Below are 20,295 nucleotides of genomic sequence, written 5' to 3' on the forward strand. Positions count from 1 at the left end.
GGCGGGTCACGTGCGATACACATGTGTCCGTACACGTGTGCCAACGTCGCGCCCACAAGGAGCGTTCCCATGCCGCAGCCCCCGTCAGAACCGACGGCCACGCCCGCAGCAGCCCCCACGTCCACCGCGTCAGGACCGGCCGCCTCCACCGCGGATGTCGCGGCCACCGTCGCCTCGCTGATGTCCCGCGCCAAGTCCGAGCTGAGCGAGCTGGTGGCGTTCCGCTCGGTCGCGGACCCGGAGCAGTTCCCGGTCAGCGAGTGCGAGGGGGCCGCCAGGTGGATCGCCGACGCGCTGCGTGCGGAGGGCTTCCAGGACGTCGCGGCACTGGACACGCCGGACGGCACCCAGTCGGTCTACGGCTACCTGCCCGGCCCCGCGGGTGCGCCGACGGTGCTGCTGTACGCGCACTACGACGTCCAGCCGCCGCTGGACGAGGCGGCCTGGCGCACCCCGCCGTTCGAGCTGACCGACGGCGCCGACGGCCGGTGGTACGGCAGGGGGGCGGCCGACTGCAAGGGCGGCTTCGTGATGCACCTGCTCGCGCTGCGGGCCGTGCGGGAGAACGGTGGACTGCCCGTCTCGGTCAAGATGATCGCGGAGGGCTCCGAGGAGCAGGGCACCGGCGGTCTGGAACAGTACGCGCGTGCGCACCCCGAACTGCTGGCCGCTGACGCCGTCGTCATCGGGGACACGGGCAACTTCCGCTGCGGCGTGCCCACCGTCACCGCGACGCTGCGCGGCATGACGCTGCTGCGGGTCCAGGTCGACACGCTCGAAGGGAACCTGCACTCGGGCCTGTTCGGCGGCGCGGCACCGGACGCGCTGGCCGCGCTGCTGCGCACGCTCGACTCCCTGCGGGACGCCGAGGGCAACACCGTCGTCGACGGCCTCGACGCGGACGCGCGGTGGGAGGGCATGCCGTACCCGGAGGGGGACTTCCGGCGGGACGCCAAGGTGCTGGACGGGGTCGGTCTGCTCGGCGGCGGCGCCGTCGCCGACCGGCTGTGGGCACGTCCGGCCGTGACCGTACTGGGCATCGACTGCCCGCCGGTCGTGGGCGCCACCCCATCGGTGCACGCGTCGGCGCGCGCCCTGGTCTCGCTGCGTATCCCGCCGGGCACCGACGTCGAGGAGGCCATCGAGCTGCTGGTCGCGCACGTCGAGTCGCACGTGCCGTGGCAGGCGCGGGTGACGACCGAGGTGATCGGTCGGGGGCAGCCGTTCAGCGCCGACACCTCCAGCCCTGCGTACACCGCGATGGCCACCGCGCTGCGCGAGGCGTACGACGGGCTGGAGATGCAGGTCTCCGGGATGGGCGGCTCGATCCCGCTGTGCAACGCGCTGGATGCCCTCTACCCGGACGCCGAGATCCTCCTCATCGGTCTGAGCGAACCCGAGGCGCAGATCCACGCGGTGAACGAGAGCGTGGACCCGCGCGAACTGGAGCGGATGGCGGTGGCCGAGGCGCTCTTCCTGCACGGATACGCGCAGCAGAAGAACGCCTGATCACCGCAGGCCCGGGGCCCCGTCAGCGCAGCAGGTGGCCGCAGCCGGTCGGGACACCGCCCTCGAGGTAGAGGGGGTGTCCCGCCCTGCGGGCCCGCAGGGCGCAGCGCAGCCGCTCCAGGCGGTTGGCAGGAAGAAGCCGCGCGGCCTCCTCCTCGGTGACGAAGCGCCAGTCGCGGAGTTCGGCGCCCGGCAGCAGGAGCGCGGCCTCGTCTTCGGCCGCGAGCCGTCCCCCGTCGAAGAGCAGCCGCATCCCGCCGAACGCGGGTGGGCGCGGCGGCTCCCAGTCGACGACGAGCAGCGCCGGCTGCGCGGGCAGCCGCAGTCCCAGTTCCTCGAAGACCTCGCGGACGCCCGCGGTGCTGGGCGCCTCACCGCGCTCGACCACGCCGCCGGGGAACTCCCAGCCCGGCTTGTAGGTGGGGTCGACGAGGAGCACCCGGTCGCGGTCGTCGAACAGCAGCACCCCCGCGGCGACCGTCTCGGCCGTCGGCTCGGGGGTCTGCACGATGCCCGTGGTGCCCGCCCCCTCACCGATCGCCTCGGCGAGGCGCTCGGCCGTGCGCCGGGGGGTGAGGTGGCTGGTGTCGAGCGTGTGCGCCTCGGCGGTGATCCACGGCAGGGCCGCCCGGTACGAGGACAGGTGGGCCAGGCACCAGGCGCGGGTGGAGCCGCCGTCATCGGCGGCGCGGGTGTCGATGCGCTCGCGCAGTACGGGTTCGTCAGCGTGCAGCAGCAGGTGCTGTACGGGGATGCGGCGGGCGGCGAGCGCGCCGAAGATCTCGTCGCGGTACTCGCGCCGCAGCAGCGTCATCGGGGCGATCAGCGGTCCTTCGACCTCTGTCAGCAAAGCGGCGGCCGTGTCCACCACGAGCCGCCGCCATGAGTGCAGGTCCTGGAAGTCGGCTATCTGTCCGAGGCGTTCCTTGGGCAGCATGCGGCGCAGTGCGGCACCGATGGCTTCGGGTTCGTAGAGCGTGCTGCCGGGAAGCAGGTCGAGCAGTTCGTTCGCCGCGGTGGTCTTGCCCGCGCCGAACGCGCCGTTCAGCCAGACGATCACGGTGTTCCCCCCTCATCCGTCGTCCCCGTTCAGTTGCCCGCATCACCCGGTGGGGGAAACGCGCCGGGGCGGCTCTCCCGGCGCCCGAAGGGGCACGGCGCCTGCGCCCCGGCGCGTACGGCGGGGCGCGCGCGGCCCGCCGGGAGGGCGGAAACGGCAGGCGGGCGGGCGGGGGGCCGGCCGACCGGCGACCCCCGGCGGCTCCGGCGCGAGCAGGGACGGACGAGGCGCCCGCCCCCGAGGACAGGATCAGCCGGGCGGCCGGGGGCTCAGCCGGGTGACCAAGGGATCAGCCGGGCGGCCAAGGGTTCAGCTGGATGACCAGCGCGGGTCGCGGCCGGTGGCGGCGAGCAACTTCTCCAAGGGCGTGGCGTCGGGCGGTACGGCCACCTCCTCGCCGTAGACGCCCGCCTCGCGCGCCATGGGTGCCATGTCGTCGACAGCGGGCCGCACCTCGTCCAGGGCCGCCTGGTCGGGCCGGTAATCCTGGCCGGTGGCGCGGGCCAGGTCCCAGCCGTGGACGAGCAGATCGCCGAGCACCATGTGGGCCACGGTGCGCTGCGGCAGGCCCATGCCCGGCGAGACGCCCTCCAGCGCGCCGGGCGCCGCCCACGCCGTGACCAGCTTGCCGGTCTCCGCACCGAAGCGGGCACGCCACTCGCCCTGGAGGTAGTCGGGTGTGGTGGAGAAGTCGGCGGCCTCCCGGGCGGCGAGGGCCTGGAAACCGACGACGACGTGGAAGAGGTGGTTGAGCAGCGCCCGTACGTCGTACTCGGCGCAGGGGGTGGGCAGCGTGAGCTGCTCGTCGGTGATGCCGCGCACGACGGGGTCCGCGGCGCGGGCGGCTCCGCCGATGAGAGGGGAAAGTTCGTTGGCCATGCCGTCACGCTAGGTCCCGGCCACGGGCCGGGGCTTGAAGAAACGCGACAGTGCCGGGCATAGGATCGCCGTCATGGCAGGTGGGGGCAGCGTGAACGCGCCGGACGGCGAGAACCGGACGCCCGCTGCCCGTGAGGCCGCCGCGGAACCGCGCAGGGACACGCGGGGCATCGTGCAGGCGCCGTCGCTGATGGCGCGGGTCCACTTCCGCCGCAGGCCGGCAGCCGAGCCGTTGCGCCACTGGGTGGAGCACTACTGGCTGATCGACTGGGACCTGGAGGAGCCGTACGTCTCGCAGGTCGTCCCGCACCCGTGCGTCAACCTCGTCTTCGAACGGCGCGGCCCCGCGGAGATCGCGGTCGCGAGCGGGCTGGTGGCGGGGGTCGCCACGGACCTGTTCACCACGAAGCTGGCGGACTCCGGGCGTGTGTGCGGCGTCCAGTTCCGCCCTGGCGGCTTCCACACCTTCCTGTCGCCGCCCCGCCCGCTCACAGCCCTGAGAGGCAGGCAGCTGACGCTGCGCGAAGCGTTCGGCGACGGAGGAGCACCCGGCGGGGAGGCGCCCGGTGGGGAAACGTCTGCTGGAAGGGAAGCGGCAGGAAGCGAGGCGGCCGGAAGAGGAGCGGTCGGGGCGCGGGAGGTTCTCGCCCGCGTCCGGCCGCAGGACGTGCCCGCCCGTGTCCTGGGGCCGGACGCGGAGGACCGGAGAGTGGCCGCGCTCGACGCCTTCCTGCTCTCCCTCTCCCCCCGCACCGATCCCGCCGCCGAGCAGGCCATGGCGCTGGCCGACCGGATCCGCACGGACCGCTCCGTCCTGCGCGTCGAGCGCCTGGCCGCGGACGAGGGCGTGTCCGTGCGCACCCTGCAACGGCTCTTCGCCACCTACGTCGGCGTCAGTCCGAAGTGGGCGATCCTGCGCTACCGCGTCCACGAGGCGATGGAGCGCGCCACCGCCAGGCCCGCGACGGACTGGGCCCAGCTGGCCGGCGAGCTGGGCTACAGCGACCAGGCCCACCTGGTCCGTGACTTCACCGCCACCGTGGGGGTCACGCCGACCGCGTACGCCCGGGCGGTGGAGACCCCGCCGCGCCCGGAGACCCCCGCCGAGGCCTGACGGCACCGGGGGTGCGAGAGCGCCGCCGCCCCCGGTGACGGTCTTGACGTGTGCCGGGCGCGCTCGGTGGTTACCCGCCGAGCTGTGGTGCTCGCCGCACGGCGGGGCCACACCGTGAACAGGTGGCGTCCGCTCCTGCGACGAGCGGACGCCCGACCACCGGAATCCGTCGCACCCCAGGAGGCCGGAAGCCATGTCAGCACACCAGTCCGACGCTCTGCCGCTGCCCGACTACGATCAGCTGCCGGCGGGGAGCGTGGAGCACAGGATCAGGTCGCTGGGAAGCGACGACGTGCGGCGGCTCGCGGAGTACGAGCAGGCACACGCCGACCGGCCGCAGGTGAAGGAGATCCTGGCCGCGCGCCTGGAGCAGCTCGACGCGGGCGCGGAGCCCTCGCAGGGCGACGCACGCGCCGGAGGCCCCGACATCCCCGCCGGCACCTCGGGCGGCTCCCCGGTCTCTCCCGCCGGCGCGGCCGAGCCGGAGGAACCGCTGCGCCACGGCAAGCACGAGATGTGAGCGCACCGGCTTTTGAAGCACGCTCGCCGACCTGACGTATGCCGCAAAAACACTTGGCGGACGGAGGCCGCCCACTGCTACGTTTCCGGAAGGCCGTGCGAGAGGACGAGGAGGTGGTACCCGTGAACGCAGTATTGCCATGGGTGCTCCCCTCCGGGGTCACGGTCGGGCGATAGTCAGGTCGTCCGGGAGCGCCGTTTGAGTGCACTCCCGAAAGGCACGACCATGCAGATCACTTCCGCGCAACGCCTCGACGACGGCGTCCTCGAACGCGCGTTCACCCTCGGTGGGATCCCCGGGCTCCTGTGGACGCCCGAAGGCGCGTCCGCTTCCGCGCCAGTGCCACTGATCCTGCTCGGCCACCCCACGCTCGGACTGCGCCGGATGTACCCCCGGCTGGTGGCCCGCGCCCGGCACTCCGCGGCGGAAGGCTTCGCCACAGCCACCATCGAGCTCCCCGGAAGCGGCGACCGGCCCGGTTGGCCGGCTCTCGACCGGGCCCGCGCCGACCTGCGCCGGGCGATGCAGGCCGGCGAGCCGGTCAGCGACGAGAGCGTCGACGCCCTCATCCTCCCCCTGGTCGACAAGGCGGTGCCCGAGTGGCAGGCCGCGCTGGACGCCTTCCTGTCGCTGCCCGAGATCGGCGGTCCTGTCGGGTACTCGGGGGGAGTGATCTCCATCGGGATCCGGCTGGCGGTGGTCGAGCCACGCATCGTGGCCGCCGGTCTGTTCGCGGGGAGTCTGGTGCCTCGCACCATGTTCGAGGAAGCCCGAAGGGTCACTGTTCCCCTGCACGTCCTGCTGCAGTGGGACGACGAGGGCAACGACCGGCAGGCGGCCCTGGACCTGTTCGACGCCTTCGGTTCGAAGGAGAAGTGCCTGCACGCCAACATGGGCGGCCACACCGGCGTCCCGCAGTTCGCGGGGGAGGCCGCGGTCCGGTTCTTCACGCGGCATCTGAAGGGAGTCCGGGCCGTCAGGCCGGCGGCAGACGTCAGCTGAGGCCGGCGGCACACCGCTCGTCGAGGACAGGCTCCGGGCCTCTTTGCCACGCGTCACCGTGTGCAGTCGCTGTGGCTGCGCCGGCCGAGCCGCACCGCACCACCCGGCCGGCACAGCTCAGAAGTTGTACGGCTTCTCGGTGTTCCAGTTCAGCACGTCGGCTTCGTTCCAGCTGAACTGCGGCTTCTCGCCCTTGGAGTCGACGGAGTAGAAGGGGCCGACGTCACCGTCCGCACCGCGCAGACCGATGGCGAACGAGTCCGCCGTGTGGTTCTTCGAGCCGTAGTCGAACAGGTTCACGGCGCTGTATGCCTTGCCTCCCGGACGGAGCGTGACGCGCTCGTCGCCGCTGGGGTCGTCCTTCTTCGCGTGCGGCAGTGCGGCGCTGTCGACGTCCCCGCCGAGCTTCACGGCCGGGTACGAGGTGACCCAGCACGGCTTGCCGCCCTCGTTCGACGCGGTGATCAGCAGGTGGTCGCCCTCCTGACCCGCGAACCGGTGCACCGCGGTGACCAGCATCTCGTCCCCGCGGCACTGCTGGGTGCCGGAGTCCGCGCCCCGGCCCGCGGCCTCGTCCGTTCCGCCCGAGGCGGCGGCTGAGCCCTCCCGCTCGTCGGTGTCACCACCGCTCTTGGGCTCCGCACCGTCCTTGCCGCTGGACGCGGGCCGGTTGTCCGCCGTGTCGGCGGCGCGGTCGGCGCTCGCCGTCTTCGCGTCGTCATCGGCACCGTTGCAGGCGGTCAGGCCCAACGCCAGCGCGGCGGTCACGGCTGCCAGGGTGGCGGAACGGGCGGTCCGGCGGGCACGGTGCGTGATCACGATGAAGCTCCCCAAGGTCTGTCGGACGCGGCGCCTCCGCCTCGTCCCGCGGGGCGAGCGGCCACATCGGCTGTTTCGCTGTACCCGGTGAGATGGCGCCGTGGCGGACGTTGTTCTCCCGGGTCCGTCCGGATTCGGTAACAGGGAAACCGGGGCGCCCGCCTCGAGTGTGCACGCGCCGTGCAGGCCGGCGGCGCAGCACGCGGCCGCGGCACAGATGTGGAGCTCGACCACCGCAGAGTGACACCGCCCTGCGCAGAGCGGGGCGCCGCGCAGGGCGGCTGCGTTCAGGCGGTCTCCGCGCCGATCAGTTTCCGCGCCTCGGCGGCCGCGCCGACGAGCCCGGCGTCCGTGCCGGTGGTGGCCGGCGCGATCTCCAGGCCGCGTACGTAGGGCAGGGTCGCGTACCGCTTTAGTTCCTGGCGGAGCGGGGTGAACAGGACGTCGCCCGCGTGGGCGACGCCTCCGCCGATGACCGCGATCTCGATTTCGACGAGGGTGGCGGTGGCGGCGATCGCCGCGGCGAGGGCACGTGCGGCGCGGTCGTAGGCGGCGCGGGCCGCCGCGTCGCCCGCACGGGCCGCCGCGGCGACTCCGGCCGCGGTGGCGTCCTGGTCGGGTCCCGGCTGCCAGCCCGAGGTCAGCGCGTGGCGTGCGATGTTCGTGCCGCTCGCGATGGTCTCGACGCAGCCGTGCGAGCCGCAGGGGCACAGCTCGCCGTTCATGTCGACGCTGATGTGGCCGATGTGCCCGGCGTTGCCTGTGGGCCCGGGGTGGAGGGCGCCGTCGAGGATGAGGCCACCGCCGACGCCGGTGGAGACGACCATGCACAGGGCGTCGGCCCGCCCCCGCGCCGCGCCCTGCCAGTGCTCGGCCGCCGCGATGGCCGGGCCGTCCCCGATCAGGGAGAGCGGGAGCCCGCCGGTGCGTTCGCGGACGTCGGCGGCCAGGGGGTGCTCGCGCCAGACGGGGATGTTGACCGGGCTGACGGTGCCCGCCTTCGCGTCCACGGGTCCGGCGCTGCCGATGCCGACGGCACCGACGCGGGCCCACGCGTCGGTGGCGGTCAGCTCGCGCAGGACGTCGTCCACGGCCGCGCTCATCGCTTCGGCGCTCTCCTTGGCGGGGGTGGGCCGCCGCGTGCGCGCCAGCAGTCTGCCGCCGCTGTCCACCAGGGCACCGGCGATCTTGGTACCGCCGATGTCGAGCGCGGCGACGAGGTCGTTGAGCATGAGCAGCTGACTCCTGCGCGTGCGGGGGACGAGCCCACGGCGAAGCGCGGGCGGACCGCACAAGTCTTGCCACTTCTGACAACGTTGTCCAGTCCCGACCCTCCTCGGGGCTATGCTGCTCGGTACGCGATCACCGCCCCACCCCGCAGGGCGGCACCCCCGACAGGCGACACCCACCCCGACAAGGACAGTCCCTCGTGGCCGACGCCCCCAACGCCTCCGGCACCGCCGACCCCGCGCACCCCGCCTGGCCCCCCACCGACGAGAGCGGACCGGCCGCCTCCCCCACCGCGTCGCCGGCCCCCGGCACACGGACCGGCGCCCGTGCCGCCGTCCCGCACGCGGCGCGGCACGGCGGACGCCCGCACGCGGGCCGGCCCACCATGAAGGATGTGGCGGCACGCGCCGGAGTCGGCCTCAAGACCGTCTCGCGGGTCGTCAACGGCGAGGCCGGGGTCTCCAGCGACACCGAGCGCCGGGTGCGGGAGGCCATCACCGCGCTCGGGTTCCGGCGCAACGACAGCGCCCGCGTGCTGCGCAAGGGCACGACGGCCAGCATCGGCCTCGTCGTCGAGGACCTGGCCGACCCGTTCTACTCACCGCTCAGCCGGGCGGTCGAGGAAGTGGCCCGGGCGCACGGAGCGCTGCTGATCAACGGGTCGAGCGCCGAGGACCCGGAGCGGGAGCGCGAGCTGGCACTGGCCCTGTGCGCCCGCCGCGTCGACGGACTGGTGATCGTCCCCGCCAGCGACGACCACCGGTATCTCGCCCCGGAGATCGCCGCCGGCGTCGCCACCGTCTTCCTCGACCGGCCGCCGGGCCGGATCGAGGCCGACATGGTGCTTTCCGACAGCTTCGAGGGCGCCCGCTCCGGGGTGGCCCACCTGATCGCGCACGGACACCGCCGGATCGGCTTCATCGGCGACAGGCCGGGCATCCACACCGCCAAGGAGCGCCTTCGCGGCTACCGTGCGGCGATGGCCGAGGCCGGGCTGCCGGTGAGCGAGTCGTGGGTCGCGCTCGGCCCGACCGGCTCGGACCGGGTGCGCACCGACGCGGCCCGGATGCTCGACGGCAGCGGGGGCGCAGCGCCGGTCACGGCCGTCTTCTCGGGGAACAACCGGGTGACGGTCACCCTGGTGCGGGTGCTGGCCGAGCCCGAGTGGCGGGGCCGGCCCGTGGCGCTGGTCGGCTTCGACGACTTCGAGCTGGCCGATCTGCTCTCCCCGCCGGTCACGGTCATCGCGCAGGACCCGGCCGACCTGGGCCGCAGCGCCGCGGAGCTGCTGTTCAGGCGGCTGGACGGCGCCGAAGAACCGCCGCGCACGCTCTCCCGCCCGACGAAGCTGGTCGCCCGCGGTTCGGGCGAGATACCGCCCCCGGACTGACGCGGACGGCAGCGGGGGCGGCGGTGACACGCGCCACCCCGAGCCACCGCGGGCGCGCCTACCCGACGGCAGGTGGCTCGGGCGGGCCCGGCAGGAGGAGCAGGCGTCCCCGGGCCGACCGGGTCGGGACGGGTCGGGTCGGGTCGGGTCGGGTCACAGCGCCGGTGCCCGCACCGGGCCGACCTTGCTGACCTCGGCCGCAGCGCCGACCGTGACGCGGGCGCCGCGGGGGCAGTCCACGAGCCTGTCCTCCAGGCCTCGGGCCTCCAGCGCGGAGACGAAGTCGTCGAGCGGCGACTTGAACACCGTGTAGTCGTCGTAGTGCACCGGAAGCGTCAGGCGCGGCCGCAACAGCCGAACCAGCTCGGCTCCCTGACCGCCGTCCATCGTGACGACCTTCCCGCCCGGCAGCGTCGTCCCGCCCAGGTGGAGGACCGCCAGGTTGAGGTCGGGGCAGCGGGCTTTGATCTCGCGCAGCCCCTCGAAGAGGAGGGTGTCGCCGCTGAGGTAGATCCGCAGCCGCGCGGGCCCGGTGGCGGGCCCGCACTCCAGGACGCTGCCCATCACCGGCGGGAGCAGCTTCTCCAGCGGGCCGAAGGCGTGGCGCCCCGGCACCGCGGTGACCCGCACCCGGCTCTGGCCCCGCACCAGCGTGTGGCTCTCCCAGGTGCGCAGTCCCATGGCGCGGCGGAAGCCCTGGGCGCCCTGGAGGACGCGGGAGGCGTGCGGCGTCGTCAGGATGGGCAGCCCCCGGTCCAGGCCGCGGCGTGCGGTCCGGTCCCAGTGGTCGCCGTGCAGGTGCGAGAGCACGACGGCGTCCAGGTCGGGCGGCAGGTCCTCCAGGTCCACGGCGGGCTCGGTCAGCCGCCGGGAGAGCAGCCCGTAGCCGAGGTGCGCGTGTTGCCCCTGATGCAGGAAGTTGGGGTCGGTGAGCAGGGTGAGCTCGCCGTAGCGGATGAGCAGCGTGGCGTTGCCGATGAACAGGATCTCGGCGCTGTCGTCGTCCATGGTCCACCTCCGCCCCGCGAGGTACCCACGGTGCGGCCGTGATGCGCACGAGGGGGAAGATTCGTCTCCGGGCCCGCCCGTGCGCGGTGACCCGCGGTGAGCGTCGGGCACCGAACCGTACACGGACGGGGTTCTCCGGTGTCCGGCCGGGACTCGGCTGGGACTCGGCCGGGTCTCCCGACGCGGCGCCCGCCGGAATGCGGCGGTCCGCCCCGCGCTTCCTGACCTGTCCAACTGCCGTGCTTAAGTGGCTCTATGGCTGACAAGACCCCGACTCCTGCGGATTCCGCGGCGGTGGCCGCGCCCGCGTCCCCGCCTGCCGCTCCCGCGCGGCTCACGAGCGCGCCCGGCTATCAGGTCAGGCGCCTGCACCAGGCGTATCTGGCGGCGTGGGTGCGTGCCGTGGACCGGACACTGACCGGACCGCAGTTCGCCGTGCTGACCACGGTGCACGTCTACCCCGGCAGCGACCAGAGCTCCCTGGCCTCGGCCGTCGCGCTGGACACCTCGACCATGGCGGACCTGGCCCTACGCCTGGAGAAGCGCGGCCTGTTGGAGCGCAGGACGACCGCGGCCGACGGCCGCCGCAAGCTGCTGTATCTCACGCCGGAGGGCGAGCGTACCCTCGCGGCGGCCGAGGCACGGGTGCGGGAGCTGGACGAGCGCCTGCTCGACACGTACGGCCCGGCCGACCGCGAACGGCTCCTGCGGGAGCTGACGTCGCTCGCCGACCGGTGGGAGCGGCTGGGGGCCGAAGGCTAGCCTCGCCGGCGCTCTCGCCGTTCTCCCGGTGCGCCCGGGCGGCGGCGCGGAAAACCGCTGTGCCGTGCCGCGCTCCGCCTGGCAGGGTCGGCCGATGGACGATACGCGACGTGCCGTGCTGTGCCGGCAGTTCGACCTGGTCTGGTCCCTGTTCGCCTACCACCTGGAGCGGCTGACGCCCGGCGACCTGCTGTGGGAGCCGACCCGCCACTGCTGGACGGTGCGCCCAGGCGCTGACGGCGCCTGGGTGCCGGACTTCGCCGAGACGGAGCCGGAACCGGTGCCCGTGCCCACCATGGCGTGGCTGAGTTGGCATGTGGCCTGGTGGTCGGGCGTGGCGCTCGACCACGCGCGAGGCCGCCCGGCGCGGGACCGCACCGACATCGCCTTCCCCGGCGGGCAGCCCGGCGCGGCGAGCGGGTCGGAGGGGGCGGTCGAGGCGGCCACCGTCGCACGACTGCGCGGGCTGCGCGAGGAGTGGCTGGCGGCGCTGGAGGGGCTGACCGACGCCGAGTGGGAGGCGGTCGCGCCGTTCCCCTGGGACAACGACCCCGCGCACACCGTCACGGACATGGTGGCCTGGGTCAACGCCGAGCTGATGAAGAACGCCGCCGAGTTCGGCCAGTTGCGTCTGTTGCGGGCGGCCGCGTCGGCATGAGGGGCGGCCAAGCCGGGCGGCCGCGCGAGACCAGGGCGGCCGCCCGGGGACTGGGCGGGGCTCAGCGCCCCGCGAGGCGGTCGAGCTCGGCCCGGTCGAGACCGGAGACCTCCTTGACCTCCGCGGTGTCGAGCGCGCCGCAGTCCAGGCCGCGGAGCAGGTACCCGCTCAGCGCGCGGGCACTCGCGGGCTCGTCGGCGACCTCGCCGGCCGTCTGCGCCACGTAGGCCGCCAGGCGTTCACCCGCGCGCCGCATGCCCTCGCGGTAGAAGGCGTAGACGGCGGCGTAGCGGGTGGGCAGGTGGCCCGGGTGCATGTCCCAGCCCTGGTAGTAGGCGCGGGCCAGCGAGCGGCGCACCAGCTGGTGGTGGAGGCGCCAGGCGTCGTGGACCTGGGCACGGTCGCCCACCGGGAGGACGTTGGTGGAGCCGTCGGAGAGGCGGACACCGGTACCGGCGGCGGCGACCTGCATGACGGCCTTGGCGTGGTCGGCGGCAGGGTGGTCCATCGCCTGGTAGGCGGCGGAGACGCCGCACGAGGCGCTGTAGTCGAACGTGCCGTAGTGCAGCGAGGTCGCCCTGCCCTGGGCCGCGTCGATCATCCGGGCCACCGTCGCCCGGCCGTCGGCGCCCAGGATCGACTGGGTCGTCTCGATCTGGATCTCGAACCCGATGCGGCCGTGTGCGAGGCCGCGGGCCTTCTCGAACTCGTCGCACAGCCGGACCATCGCGGTGACCTGCTCGGCGTAGGTCACCTTGGGCAGCGTCAGCACCAGCCCGTCCGGCAGGCCACCGGCCTCCATCAGTCCGGTCAGGAAGAGGTCGAGGGTGCGGATGCCGCGGTCGCGGACGGCGGCCTCCATGCACTTCATGCGGATGCCGGCGTAGGACGGTGCGGGGCTCCCGGCTCCACCGGCGAAGGCGTCGGCGACCAACTGGGCGGCCCGGACCGCCGCGGCGTCCTCCTCCTCGTCGGACCTGGCCCCGTAGCCGTCCTCGAAGTCGATGCGCAGGTCCTCGACGGGCTCGCGGCGCAGCTTGTCGCGTATGCGGTCGTAGACGGGGCCGGCCAGCGACTCGTCCATGTCCAGGACGCGGGCGAGGGCACCCGCGTCCGGAGCGTGCGCGTCGAGCAGTGCGAGGGCCGCCTCGCCCCACTCGCCGACCGTGCCGGGCGAGACGGCGTCGGCGGGCACGTACACGGTGTGCACCGGTTGCCGCGTGCCCGGGTCTCCCGGGTACCGCCGTGCGAGCTCGGCGTCCACCGGCGCAAGCGCCTCGGCCACCTCCGCCACGACGCCGGCGCCCAAGCTGGTCCCGGCCGTCCCACCCTGCGACATCTACGCTCCTTCTCAGTGACGACAACGTGCTGACGACAACCCGGCCTCAACAAAACGTTGAAGTCGGTTGCCGCGACGTTATGGCCCGCTGACCAGCCAGTCAAGGGTCCTCTGAGGCCCGCAGGAGCCCCGGTTCAACTCCGCGCACGGCAGGGGCCCTCGCACACGGAACCGGCCCATGGCCCGCAATCCGGCCGATGTGGAGGGGCGGGTTTCAGCCGGCGAGGCTGAACGGGGGGCGAACGACAGGGTGTTGCCGCAGGCGGGCACGGAGGTCACGCATCACTTTGCGCCACCGATTCAATGCACAATGTTACCGAAACGCGGGGTGCCGATGTGCTTTCCGCATCCGGACTCGGCAGACTCAAGCCCGCCGATCCGGCACAACCCTCAACAGACCCCTCAAAGCGGAAGGCAGCACACACAATGCGGAAGATCGCGTCCCGGAACGCCGCCCTCACCCTGGCGGCCGCTGTGACAGGGACCGTCAGCGCGTTCGCCCTCGCAACCGCGCCCGCCCAGGCCGCACCCGCCGAGGCGACCTCCCTCTACGCCCCCTCGGCTCTGGTCCTCACCGTCACCGACGGAGACAGCGCCGCCGCGGCTGCGAAGCGTGCCGTCACCCTCAACTGCACGCCCGCCCCTTCCGGCACCCACCCCGCCGCCGACACGGCATGCGCCCAGCTTCGCGCGGCCGACGGGAACTTCACCGCACTGGCCAGCGAAGAGGGCCGCCTGTGCACCAGGGAGTGGCAGCCCGTCACGGTCACCGCGCAAGGCGTGTGGCAGGGCGAACGCGTCGACTTCGCCCGCACCTGGGCCAACCCCTGCGTGAAGGGCGTCGAAGGAGCTGCGGTCTTCTCCTTCTGAGCGGGCCCCGCCGCCCCGTGAGCGCGGGGTGAGCGGGCCGCGCACGCCGAGGGGCCCCGCACCGGTCCGGTGCGGGGCCCCTCGGTGTCGGTGGTCAGCCCTTGCGGGTCTTGACCTCCTCGGTCAGCTGGGGAACGACCTCGAAGAGGTCGCCGACGATGCCGTAGTCGACCAGGTCGAAGATCGGGGCCTCGGAGTCCTTGTTGATGGCCACGATCGTCTTGGAGGTCTGCATGCCGGCGCGGTGCTGGATCGCACCGGAGATGCCGGTGGCCACGTACAGCTGGGGCGAGACGGTCTTGCCGGTCTGGCCGACCTGGTGGGAGTGCGGGTACCAGCCGGCGTCGACGGCTGCGCGGGAGGCACCGACGGCGGCGCCCAGCGCGTCGGCCAGGCCCTCGATCAGCGGGAAGTTGTCCGCACCGTTGACGCCGCGGCCGCCGGAGACGACGATCGCGGCCTCGGTCAGCTCGGGGCGTCCGGTGGACTCGCGCGGGGTGCGCGAGGTGACCTTGGTGCCGGTGGCGGCCTCGCCGAAGCCGACCGACAGCTCCTCCAGAGCACCGGCGGCGGAAGCGGTCTCGGGGCTCGTGGAGTTGGGCTTGACGGTGATGACCGGCGTGCCCTTGGAGACGCGGGACTTGGTGGTGAACGCCGCGGCGAACACCGACTGGGTGGCCACCGGGCCCTCGTCCGAGGCGTCCAGGTCCACGGCGTCGGTGATGATGCCCGAGCCGATGCGCACGGCGAGGCGGGCGGCGATCTCCTTGCCCTCGGCGGAGGAGGGCACCAGCACGGCGGCGGGCGAGACGGCGTCGTAGGCGGCCTGCAGCGCGTCCACCTTCGGTACGACGAGGTAGTCGGCGAACTCGGCGGCGTCCGCGGCCAGCACGCGGGTGGCGCCGTACTCGCCGAGCGTCTTGGCGGCCTCCTCGGCGTTCGGGCCCAGGTGCACGGCCACCGGGTCACCCAGCTTCCTGGCCAGGGTCAGCAGCTCGAGGGTGGGCTTGCGGACGGCGCCGTCCACGTGGTCGACGTAGACAAGGACTTCAGCCATGGGATTGCTCTCCTGCGCGGGATCGGGACGGGGTCGGGAAGGGGGTCAAGCGAGGTCGGGAAGGGCGGCCGCTCAGATGAACTTCTGACCCGCCAGGTACTCGGCCAGCTGCTTGCCGCCGTCGCCTTCGTCCTTGACGACGGTGCCGGCGGAGCGCGGCGGGCGTTCGGCCGCGTCTTCGACCTTGGTCCAGGCGCCGTCCAGGCCGACCTCGTCGGCGTCGATGTCCAGGTCGTCGAGGTCCAGCGACTCGACGGGCTTCTTCTTGGCGGCCATGATCCCCTTGAAGGAGGGGTAACGCGCCTCGCCCGACTGGTCGGTGACCGAGACGACGGCGGGGAGCTGGGCCGACAGCTGCTCGGTGGCGGCGTCGCCGTCGCGCCGGCCTGTGACCGTCCCGTTTTCGACCGAGACCTCGGACAGCAGCGTCGCCTGCGGCACACCGAGCCGCTCGGCGAGCATCGCGGGCAGCACGCCCATCGTGCCGTCGGTGGAGGCCATACCGCACACCACCAGGTCGTAACCGGTCTTCTCGATGGCCTTGGCCAGCACGTGGGAGGTCCCCAGCGCGTCGGTGCCGTGCAGGTCGTCGTCCTCGACGTGGACGGCCTTGTCGGCGCCCATGGACAGCGCCTTGCGCAGCGCGTCCTTGGCGTCCTCGGGGCCCACGGTCAGCACGGTGATCTCCGCCCCGTCCTCGGAGTCCGCCTCGTCGGCGATCTGCAGCGCCTGCTCGACGGCGTACTCGTCCAGCTCGGAGAGCAGGCCGTCGACCGACTCGCGATCGGTGGTCAGGTCCTCCGCGAAGTGCCGGTCACCGGTGGCGTCGGGCACGTACTTCACACAGACAACGATCCTCAAGCTCACGCCGGCTCTCCTACTGCTTCGACTTACGGGTTCCGGCCCCTGCGGGACCGGCGGTCCGTCCACAATATTACTCGTCAGTACACCCAGCACGTTCCCCGTTCTCAAGACCGCCGAACTGTGACGTTGCCAACGGGGAGAGTGATGAGCCAACTCCATCACGCGGGGCGACGCGAAGCGAGTGCCACTCAACGGGATCTCGATCACGCCCGCGCACGCGGACCGCGCGCCAGCGGTGAGCGGCTCGCCTCCTCGGACTCAGGCGCGGTGAGCGGCTCGCCTCCTCGGACTCAGGCAAGGGCGGCGCCCAGCGCGGCGATCACGTCGGCCTTGCGCGGCTGGCCCGCCGCCCGTTTGACGACCCGCCCGCCCCCGTCGAGGACGAGCACCGTGGGCGTGGCCTCGATCGCGAGCGCGCGCACCAGCGACAGGTGCTCCTCGGCGTCGATCTCGATGTGCGCGACGCCCGGCACCATGGCGGTCACGTCCGCCAGGACGCGGCGGGTGGCGTGGCAGGGCCGGCAGAAGGCGCTGGAGAACTGCAGGAGCGTCGCCCGCTCCCCCAGGTCCCGCCCGCCGAGCAGTTCGGCGCTCACCCGCTGCGTCACGAAAGCCTCCATTCCCTGGCCGAGTACGGGATACCCGCGTGCTTGGGGACAAGTCTGCCGTGAGGGTAGCCAGGAGGAATGCTTTGGGGAACGATCTGCCGGAGCCGGAAGTTACGCACCCGTAAGTACGGACCGTAGGTTCCCGATGCACGGAACCACCCGTTCCGTCACCGTACGGCCTGCTGGAGACCGCTTGCAGGCACCCCGACGAAAGGGTCCCCCGACATGGCCGATCTCCTCTACCCGCCCGTGATCGGCGCGGCGCGCGCCTGGTTCAAGGCGCTCGACCTGCGCTTCGACGTACACGGCAGCGAGCACGTGCCGGCCCACGGGGGCGCCGTCCTGGTGAGCAACCACATCAGCTACCTGGACTTCATCTTCACCGGCCTGGCCGCCCGGCCCGCCAAACGGCTGGTGCGGTTCATGGCCAAGGACTCGGTCTTCCGGCACAAGGTCTCCGGGCCGCTGATGCGCGCCATGAAACACATACCGGTCGACCGCTCGCGCGGCGAGCACGCCTACACGCACGCGCTGGGCGCACTGCGCGCGGGCGAGATCATCGGGGTGTTCCCCGAGGCGACGATCTCCCGCTCCTTCACCCTCAAGGACTTCAAGTCCGGCGCCGCCCGGCTCGCCCAGGAGGCGCGGGTGCCGCTCGTCCCGATGGCGCTGTGGGGCACGCAGCGCCTGTGGACCAAGGGGCACAAGCGGGACTTCGGGCGCAACCACCTGCCCATCACCATCCGCGTCGGTCCGCCCGTCAGCCCCGACCCCGACGAGACGGCCCTGAGCCTCACCGACCGGCTCCGCGAACGCGTGCACGACCTGCTGGAGACCGCCCAGCGGGCGTACCCGGCCTCTCCCGGGGGCGCCGCCGACTCCTGGTGGCAGCCGGCCCACCTGGGCGGCACCGCTCCGACACCGGCACAGGCCCGCGCCCTGTAGCCCGGCGCGACCCCGGCAGGCCCGCCGCCGGTGCACGGACAGCGCCCGGCTGCGGGCGACCCTGCCTCCTCCGTACCGCTGCCCCGGTGCTGTGGCGCTGTGTCCCGGCGCCCTGCCTCAGCGGTCTGCCTCGGCGAGCCGCCGCAGCAGCGGCGCCGCCGCGAGGACCCGGGCCGCCTCGTCGTCGGAGAGCGAGCCGAGGCGCCGCAACAGCTCCTCGGCCTCGCCGTGCGCCACGCCCCGCAGTGCGCCGGTCCCGTCCTCGGTGACGGCCACGCGGGTGGCGCGTCCGTCGGTCGGATCGGGTTCCCGGCGCACCAGGCCGAGCGTCTCCAGTTCCGCCACGACGGCGGTGGCGGTCGGCTGGGAGCAGGGGACCCGCTCCGCGATCATGCCGACCCGGCTGGGTCCTGCCTCGGTCAGCATGGACAGGACGATCAGCTGGGTGGGCTGCAGCCCGCCCGTCGGGCTCGTCCTGCGCAGTGAGCGCAACAGCCGGTGCAGGGCGATCACCGTGTCGAATGCCGCGTCCCGGGTCCCCATCGCTCCCCCCACGGGCTCGTCCTGATCAGGTCAGGAGAGTGTAAGCGTGGGGGCGTACATGTCCATCCACAGCGCCAGGTCGAGGACGCGTTCGAGGCCGCGCCGGGAGGCCTGGGTGATCTGCGGGGTCTCGACCTTGACGGCTGACTCCAGCCAGTCCCTGCTGACCAGGTCGAAGACCTGGTGGGAAGGCTTGGCGAGCAGGTCCTTGACGTTCTCCTGGAGCGCCGTGTGGTACTTGGGGTCCTGCGTGGAGGGGTAGGGGCTCTTGACCCGGTCGTAGACCGAGCGCGGCAGCACGTCAGCGGTCGCCTCGCGCAGCAGGCTCTTCTCGCGTCCGTCGAACGACTTGAGGGACCAGGGCGTGTTGTAGACGTACTCGACCAGCCGGTGGTCGCAGAACGGGACGCGCACCTCCAGGCCGACGGCCATGCTGGCGCGGTCCTTGCGGTCCAGCAGGACGCGCACGAACCGGGTGAGGTGGAGGTAGCAGATCACCCGCATCCGGTACTCGAAGTCGCTCTCCCCCTCCAGACGCTGGATGCCGGAGGTGGCCGTGGCGTAGCTGTCCCGGGTGTAGCCGGGCAGGTCCAGGGCACGGCTCACCGAGCCGTTGAGGACGTTGTCGTCCTCGCCCATGGTCTGGGCGAACTGCACCAGCCACGGGAAGGTCTGCCCCTTGCGGGCGTCCTCGTCGAAGAAGTGCTTGTAGCCGCCGAAGACCTCGTCCGCCGACTCCCCGGACAGGGCCACCGTCGAATGCTGGCGGATGGCCTTGAAGAGCAGGTAGAGGGAGGCGTCCATGTCACCGAGTCCCGCGGGGAGGTCGCGGGCCCTGATGACACGCGAGCGCACCTCGGGGTCGGCCAGGTCGTCGGAGCTGAGGACGATGTCCTGGTGGTCGGTCGCGGAGGCGCGGGCCACGTCGTGGACGAACGGGGTGTCCGGGGTGCCGCGCAGTTCGTCGGCCACGAAGTTCTCGGCCTGGCCGACGAAGTCGACGGCGAAGCTGCGGACGGTCTCGCCGGTGCCGTCCCGCAGCTGGTTGGCCGCCAGCGCCGTCATGGCGGACGAGTCGAGCCCTCCGGACAGCAGGGTGCAGCGCGGCACGTCGGAGACGAGCTGGCGGCGCACGATGTCGTCCATCAGCTCGCGCACGTGCGCGATGGTCTCGTCCTTGCTGTCGGTGTGCGCCCGGGTCTCCAACGTCCAGTAGACGTGGGTGCGTATCCCGTTGGTGTCCACCGTCACGACGGTGCCGGGCTCGACCTCGCGCATCCCCTCCCACACCGCGTGCCCTGGGGTCTTGACGAAGGCGAACAGCTCGCGGAGCCCGTCGAGGGTGACCTCTCGGCGCGCCAGCGGGTTGGCCAGGATCGCCTTGGGTTCGGAGCCGAACAGGACGCCGTCGGCGGTCTCGGCGTAGTAGAAGGGCTTGATGCCCATGCGGTCGCGCACCATGACGAGCTGCTTGGTGCGGCTGTCCCAGATGGCGAAGGCGTACATGCCGTTGAGACGCTCGGCCAGCGCCGGGCCCCACTCCAGGTAGGCGTGGAGGACGACCTCGGTGTCCGAGTCGGTGGTGAACCTGTGGCCGCGGCCGCTCAGTTCACGGCGCAGCTCGGTGTAGTTGTAGGTCTCCCCCGAGTAGACCATCGCGACGCTGCCCTCGGGCGTCTCGACCGTCATCGGCTGCGTGCCGCCCGGCAGGTCGATGATCGCGAGCCTGCGATGACCGAGCGCGGCGGGTCCTTCCGCCCAGATGCCGGTGTCGTCCGGACCGCGGCAGGACATGGTCTCCGTCATCGCGTCGACGGTCGCCCGCTCGGAGACCAGGTTCCTGTCGTAGGACACCCACCCGGTGATTCCGCACATATGTTTCCTCCGGCTTCCGACCTTCGGTGCGCGGCCGATTGCGTAAACCCCCCGTAGTAAAGGTTTCACCAAAGGTCATATGTATCGGCCACCTATATATCTGGCACTCTTTCACGCAACCGCTGCCTTCAAACAGGGCGAGCCGATCGGCACACATGAATCACGCCACATCCACAACCGTCATCCACCGAGGGAGGCGCACCCGCAGTCCGCGCGGCGACACCCAGTCCGCGCCCCTCTCCG

At 72.8% G+C, this 20,295-nt stretch carries 20 protein-coding genes; 9 read left to right on the forward strand and 11 right to left on the reverse strand.

The genetic code is table 11. The features are described 5' to 3' along the window. The first annotated feature begins 69 nt into the window (after positions 1 to 69). Complete coding sequence (locus DTL70_RS31515; RefSeq protein WP_114025437.1) at positions 70 to 1,509, forward strand: dipeptidase; 1,440 nt, start codon at positions 70 to 72, stop codon at positions 1,507 to 1,509. Between the two features lie 22 nt (positions 1,510 to 1,531). On the opposite strand, the gene DTL70_RS31520 is transcribed toward DTL70_RS31515, so the two are convergent. After that, the gene (locus tag DTL70_RS31520; protein ID WP_114025438.1) at positions 1,532 to 2,569 is read right to left on the reverse strand and encodes an NUDIX hydrolase; all 1,038 of its coding nucleotides are present in this window, start codon (positions 2,567 to 2,569) and stop codon (positions 1,532 to 1,534) included. Positions 2,570 to 2,878: 309 nt separating this feature from the next. Continuing rightward, positions 2,879 to 3,448 carry a TIGR03086 family metal-binding protein gene (locus DTL70_RS31525; RefSeq protein ID WP_114025439.1) on the reverse strand — a complete coding sequence of 190 codons (570 nt, stop codon included), beginning with the start codon at positions 3,446 to 3,448 and terminating at the stop codon, positions 2,879 to 2,881. Positions 3,449 to 3,638: 190 nt separating this feature from the next. Between DTL70_RS31525 and DTL70_RS31530 the strand changes: the two genes are divergently transcribed. The 3 genes from DTL70_RS31530 to DTL70_RS31540 all read left to right on the forward strand — a co-directional run bounded on the left by DTL70_RS31530 (position 3,639) and on the right by DTL70_RS31540 (position 6,084). Next, the gene (locus DTL70_RS31530) at positions 3,639 to 4,562 is read left to right on the forward strand and encodes a DUF6597 domain-containing transcriptional factor (RefSeq protein ID WP_245980206.1); all 924 of its coding nucleotides are present in this window, start codon (positions 3,639 to 3,641) and stop codon (positions 4,560 to 4,562) included. 193 nt (positions 4,563 to 4,755) lie between these two features. Next, entirely contained in the window at positions 4,756 to 5,082 is a 327-nt protein-coding gene (locus DTL70_RS31535) for a DUF8129 domain-containing protein (RefSeq protein ID WP_114025441.1), read from the forward strand. A gap of 225 nt (positions 5,083 to 5,307) precedes the next feature. Next, a complete protein-coding gene (locus tag DTL70_RS31540) occupies positions 5,308 to 6,084 on the forward strand; it encodes an alpha/beta hydrolase (protein ID WP_114025442.1) in 777 nt (258 codons plus the stop codon). Between the two features lie 117 nt (positions 6,085 to 6,201). On the opposite strand, the gene DTL70_RS31545 is transcribed toward DTL70_RS31540, so the two are convergent. Then, the gene (locus DTL70_RS31545) at positions 6,202 to 6,903 is read right to left on the reverse strand and encodes a DUF4232 domain-containing protein (protein WP_245980200.1); all 702 of its coding nucleotides are present in this window, start codon (positions 6,901 to 6,903) and stop codon (positions 6,202 to 6,204) included. Between the two features lie 287 nt (positions 6,904 to 7,190). Beyond that, positions 7,191 to 8,135, reverse strand: coding sequence for an ROK family protein (locus tag DTL70_RS31550; RefSeq protein ID WP_114025443.1), 945 nt, complete (start codon positions 8,133 to 8,135; stop codon positions 7,191 to 7,193). A gap of 383 nt (positions 8,136 to 8,518) precedes the next feature. Here DTL70_RS31550 and DTL70_RS31555 point away from each other — a divergent pair, with 383 nt between their 5' ends. Further along, positions 8,519 to 9,523 (forward strand): LacI family DNA-binding transcriptional regulator, encoded by a 1,005-nt coding sequence (locus DTL70_RS31555; protein ID WP_114025494.1) that lies wholly within the window; start codon positions 8,519 to 8,521, stop codon positions 9,521 to 9,523. Between the two features lie 153 nt (positions 9,524 to 9,676). Here DTL70_RS31555 and DTL70_RS31560 read toward each other — a convergent pair whose 3' ends face one another. Then, a complete protein-coding gene (locus DTL70_RS31560) occupies positions 9,677 to 10,531 on the reverse strand; it encodes an MBL fold metallo-hydrolase (protein ID WP_114025444.1) in 855 nt (284 codons plus the stop codon). Positions 10,532 to 10,786: 255 nt separating this feature from the next. Between DTL70_RS31560 and DTL70_RS31565 the strand changes: the two genes are divergently transcribed. Both DTL70_RS31565 and DTL70_RS31570 read left to right on the forward strand, forming a co-directional pair. Then, positions 10,787 to 11,293 (forward strand): MarR family winged helix-turn-helix transcriptional regulator, encoded by a 507-nt coding sequence (locus DTL70_RS31565; protein ID WP_114025445.1) that lies wholly within the window; start codon positions 10,787 to 10,789, stop codon positions 11,291 to 11,293. Positions 11,294 to 11,387: 94 nt separating this feature from the next. Then, positions 11,388 to 11,951, forward strand: coding sequence for a DinB family protein (locus tag DTL70_RS31570; protein ID WP_114025446.1), 564 nt, complete (start codon positions 11,388 to 11,390; stop codon positions 11,949 to 11,951). Positions 11,952 to 12,012: 61 nt separating this feature from the next. Here DTL70_RS31570 and DTL70_RS31575 read toward each other — a convergent pair whose 3' ends face one another. Further along, on the reverse strand, positions 12,013 to 13,290 hold the full coding sequence (locus DTL70_RS31575; protein WP_114025447.1) for a DUF6986 family protein: 1,278 nt from the start codon (positions 13,288 to 13,290) through the stop codon (positions 12,013 to 12,015). A gap of 426 nt (positions 13,291 to 13,716) precedes the next feature. On the opposite strand from DTL70_RS31575, the gene DTL70_RS31580 reads away from it, so the two are divergent. Further along, the gene (locus tag DTL70_RS31580) at positions 13,717 to 14,160 is read left to right on the forward strand and encodes a subtilase-type protease inhibitor (RefSeq protein ID WP_114025448.1); all 444 of its coding nucleotides are present in this window, start codon (positions 13,717 to 13,719) and stop codon (positions 14,158 to 14,160) included. Positions 14,161 to 14,254: 94 nt separating this feature from the next. Here DTL70_RS31580 and DTL70_RS31585 read toward each other — a convergent pair whose 3' ends face one another. From DTL70_RS31585 to DTL70_RS31595, 3 genes are all read right to left on the reverse strand, one after another. Continuing rightward, positions 14,255 to 15,217 (reverse strand): electron transfer flavoprotein subunit alpha/FixB family protein, encoded by a 963-nt coding sequence (locus DTL70_RS31585; RefSeq protein WP_114025449.1) that lies wholly within the window; start codon positions 15,215 to 15,217, stop codon positions 14,255 to 14,257. 72 nt (positions 15,218 to 15,289) lie between these two features. Beyond that, a complete protein-coding gene (locus DTL70_RS31590) occupies positions 15,290 to 16,084 on the reverse strand; it encodes an electron transfer flavoprotein subunit beta/FixA family protein (protein ID WP_114025450.1) in 795 nt (264 codons plus the stop codon). 287 nt (positions 16,085 to 16,371) lie between these two features. Further along, positions 16,372 to 16,701, reverse strand: coding sequence for a TlpA family protein disulfide reductase (locus tag DTL70_RS31595; protein ID WP_114025451.1), 330 nt, complete (start codon positions 16,699 to 16,701; stop codon positions 16,372 to 16,374). A gap of 213 nt (positions 16,702 to 16,914) precedes the next feature. Here DTL70_RS31595 and DTL70_RS31600 point away from each other — a divergent pair, with 213 nt between their 5' ends. Next, positions 16,915 to 17,634 carry a lysophospholipid acyltransferase family protein gene (locus DTL70_RS31600; protein WP_114025452.1) on the forward strand — a complete coding sequence of 240 codons (720 nt, stop codon included), beginning with the start codon at positions 16,915 to 16,917 and terminating at the stop codon, positions 17,632 to 17,634. Positions 17,635 to 17,751: 117 nt separating this feature from the next. On the opposite strand, the gene DTL70_RS31605 is transcribed toward DTL70_RS31600, so the two are convergent. Together DTL70_RS31605 and asnB are read right to left on the reverse strand one after the other, a co-directional pair. Continuing rightward, on the reverse strand, positions 17,752 to 18,177 hold the full coding sequence (locus DTL70_RS31605; protein ID WP_114025453.1) for a MarR family winged helix-turn-helix transcriptional regulator: 426 nt from the start codon (positions 18,175 to 18,177) through the stop codon (positions 17,752 to 17,754). Between the two features lie 30 nt (positions 18,178 to 18,207). Next, positions 18,208 to 20,052, reverse strand: coding sequence for an asparagine synthase (glutamine-hydrolyzing) (asnB, locus tag DTL70_RS31610; RefSeq protein WP_114025454.1), 1,845 nt, complete (start codon positions 20,050 to 20,052; stop codon positions 18,208 to 18,210). Positions 20,053 to 20,295: the final 243 nt, after the last annotated feature.

Origin of the sequence: Streptomyces diacarni (genome assembly GCF_003323715.1) — a bacterium.
Taxonomy (GTDB): Bacteria; Actinomycetota; Actinomycetes; order Streptomycetales; family Streptomycetaceae; genus Streptomyces; species Streptomyces diacarni.

Coding starts and splice junctions, on each gene's coding strand:
- DTL70_RS31515 (WP_114025437.1), top strand. CDS start 70: ATGCCGCAGCCCCCGTCAGAACCGACGGCCACGCCCGCAGCAGCCCCC.
- DTL70_RS31525 (WP_114025439.1), bottom strand. CDS start 3,448: ATGGCCAACGAACTTTCCCCTCTCATCGGCGGAGCCGCCCGCGCCGCG.
- DTL70_RS31530 (WP_245980206.1), top strand. CDS start 3,639: ATGGCGCGGGTCCACTTCCGCCGCAGGCCGGCAGCCGAGCCGTTGCGC.
- DTL70_RS31535 (WP_114025441.1), top strand. CDS start 4,756: ATGTCAGCACACCAGTCCGACGCTCTGCCGCTGCCCGACTACGATCAG.
- DTL70_RS31540 (WP_114025442.1), top strand. CDS start 5,308: ATGCAGATCACTTCCGCGCAACGCCTCGACGACGGCGTCCTCGAACGC.
- DTL70_RS31550 (WP_114025443.1), bottom strand. CDS start 8,135: ATGCTCAACGACCTCGTCGCCGCGCTCGACATCGGCGGTACCAAGATC.
- DTL70_RS31555 (WP_114025494.1), top strand. CDS start 8,519: ATGAAGGATGTGGCGGCACGCGCCGGAGTCGGCCTCAAGACCGTCTCG.
- DTL70_RS31560 (WP_114025444.1), bottom strand. CDS start 10,531: ATGGACGACGACAGCGCCGAGATCCTGTTCATCGGCAACGCCACGCTG.
- DTL70_RS31565 (WP_114025445.1), top strand. CDS start 10,787: ATGGCTGACAAGACCCCGACTCCTGCGGATTCCGCGGCGGTGGCCGCG.
- DTL70_RS31570 (WP_114025446.1), top strand. CDS start 11,388: ATGGACGATACGCGACGTGCCGTGCTGTGCCGGCAGTTCGACCTGGTC.
- DTL70_RS31575 (WP_114025447.1), bottom strand. CDS start 13,290: ATGTCGCAGGGTGGGACGGCCGGGACCAGCTTGGGCGCCGGCGTCGTG.
- DTL70_RS31580 (WP_114025448.1), top strand. CDS start 13,717: ATGCGGAAGATCGCGTCCCGGAACGCCGCCCTCACCCTGGCGGCCGCT.
- DTL70_RS31585 (WP_114025449.1), bottom strand. CDS start 15,217: ATGGCTGAAGTCCTTGTCTACGTCGACCACGTGGACGGCGCCGTCCGC.
- DTL70_RS31595 (WP_114025451.1), bottom strand. CDS start 16,701: ATGGAGGCTTTCGTGACGCAGCGGGTGAGCGCCGAACTGCTCGGCGGG.
- DTL70_RS31600 (WP_114025452.1), top strand. CDS start 16,915: ATGGCCGATCTCCTCTACCCGCCCGTGATCGGCGCGGCGCGCGCCTGG.
- DTL70_RS31605 (WP_114025453.1), bottom strand. CDS start 18,177: ATGGGGACCCGGGACGCGGCATTCGACACGGTGATCGCCCTGCACCGG.
- asnB (WP_114025454.1), bottom strand. CDS start 20,052: ATGTGCGGAATCACCGGGTGGGTGTCCTACGACAGGAACCTGGTCTCC.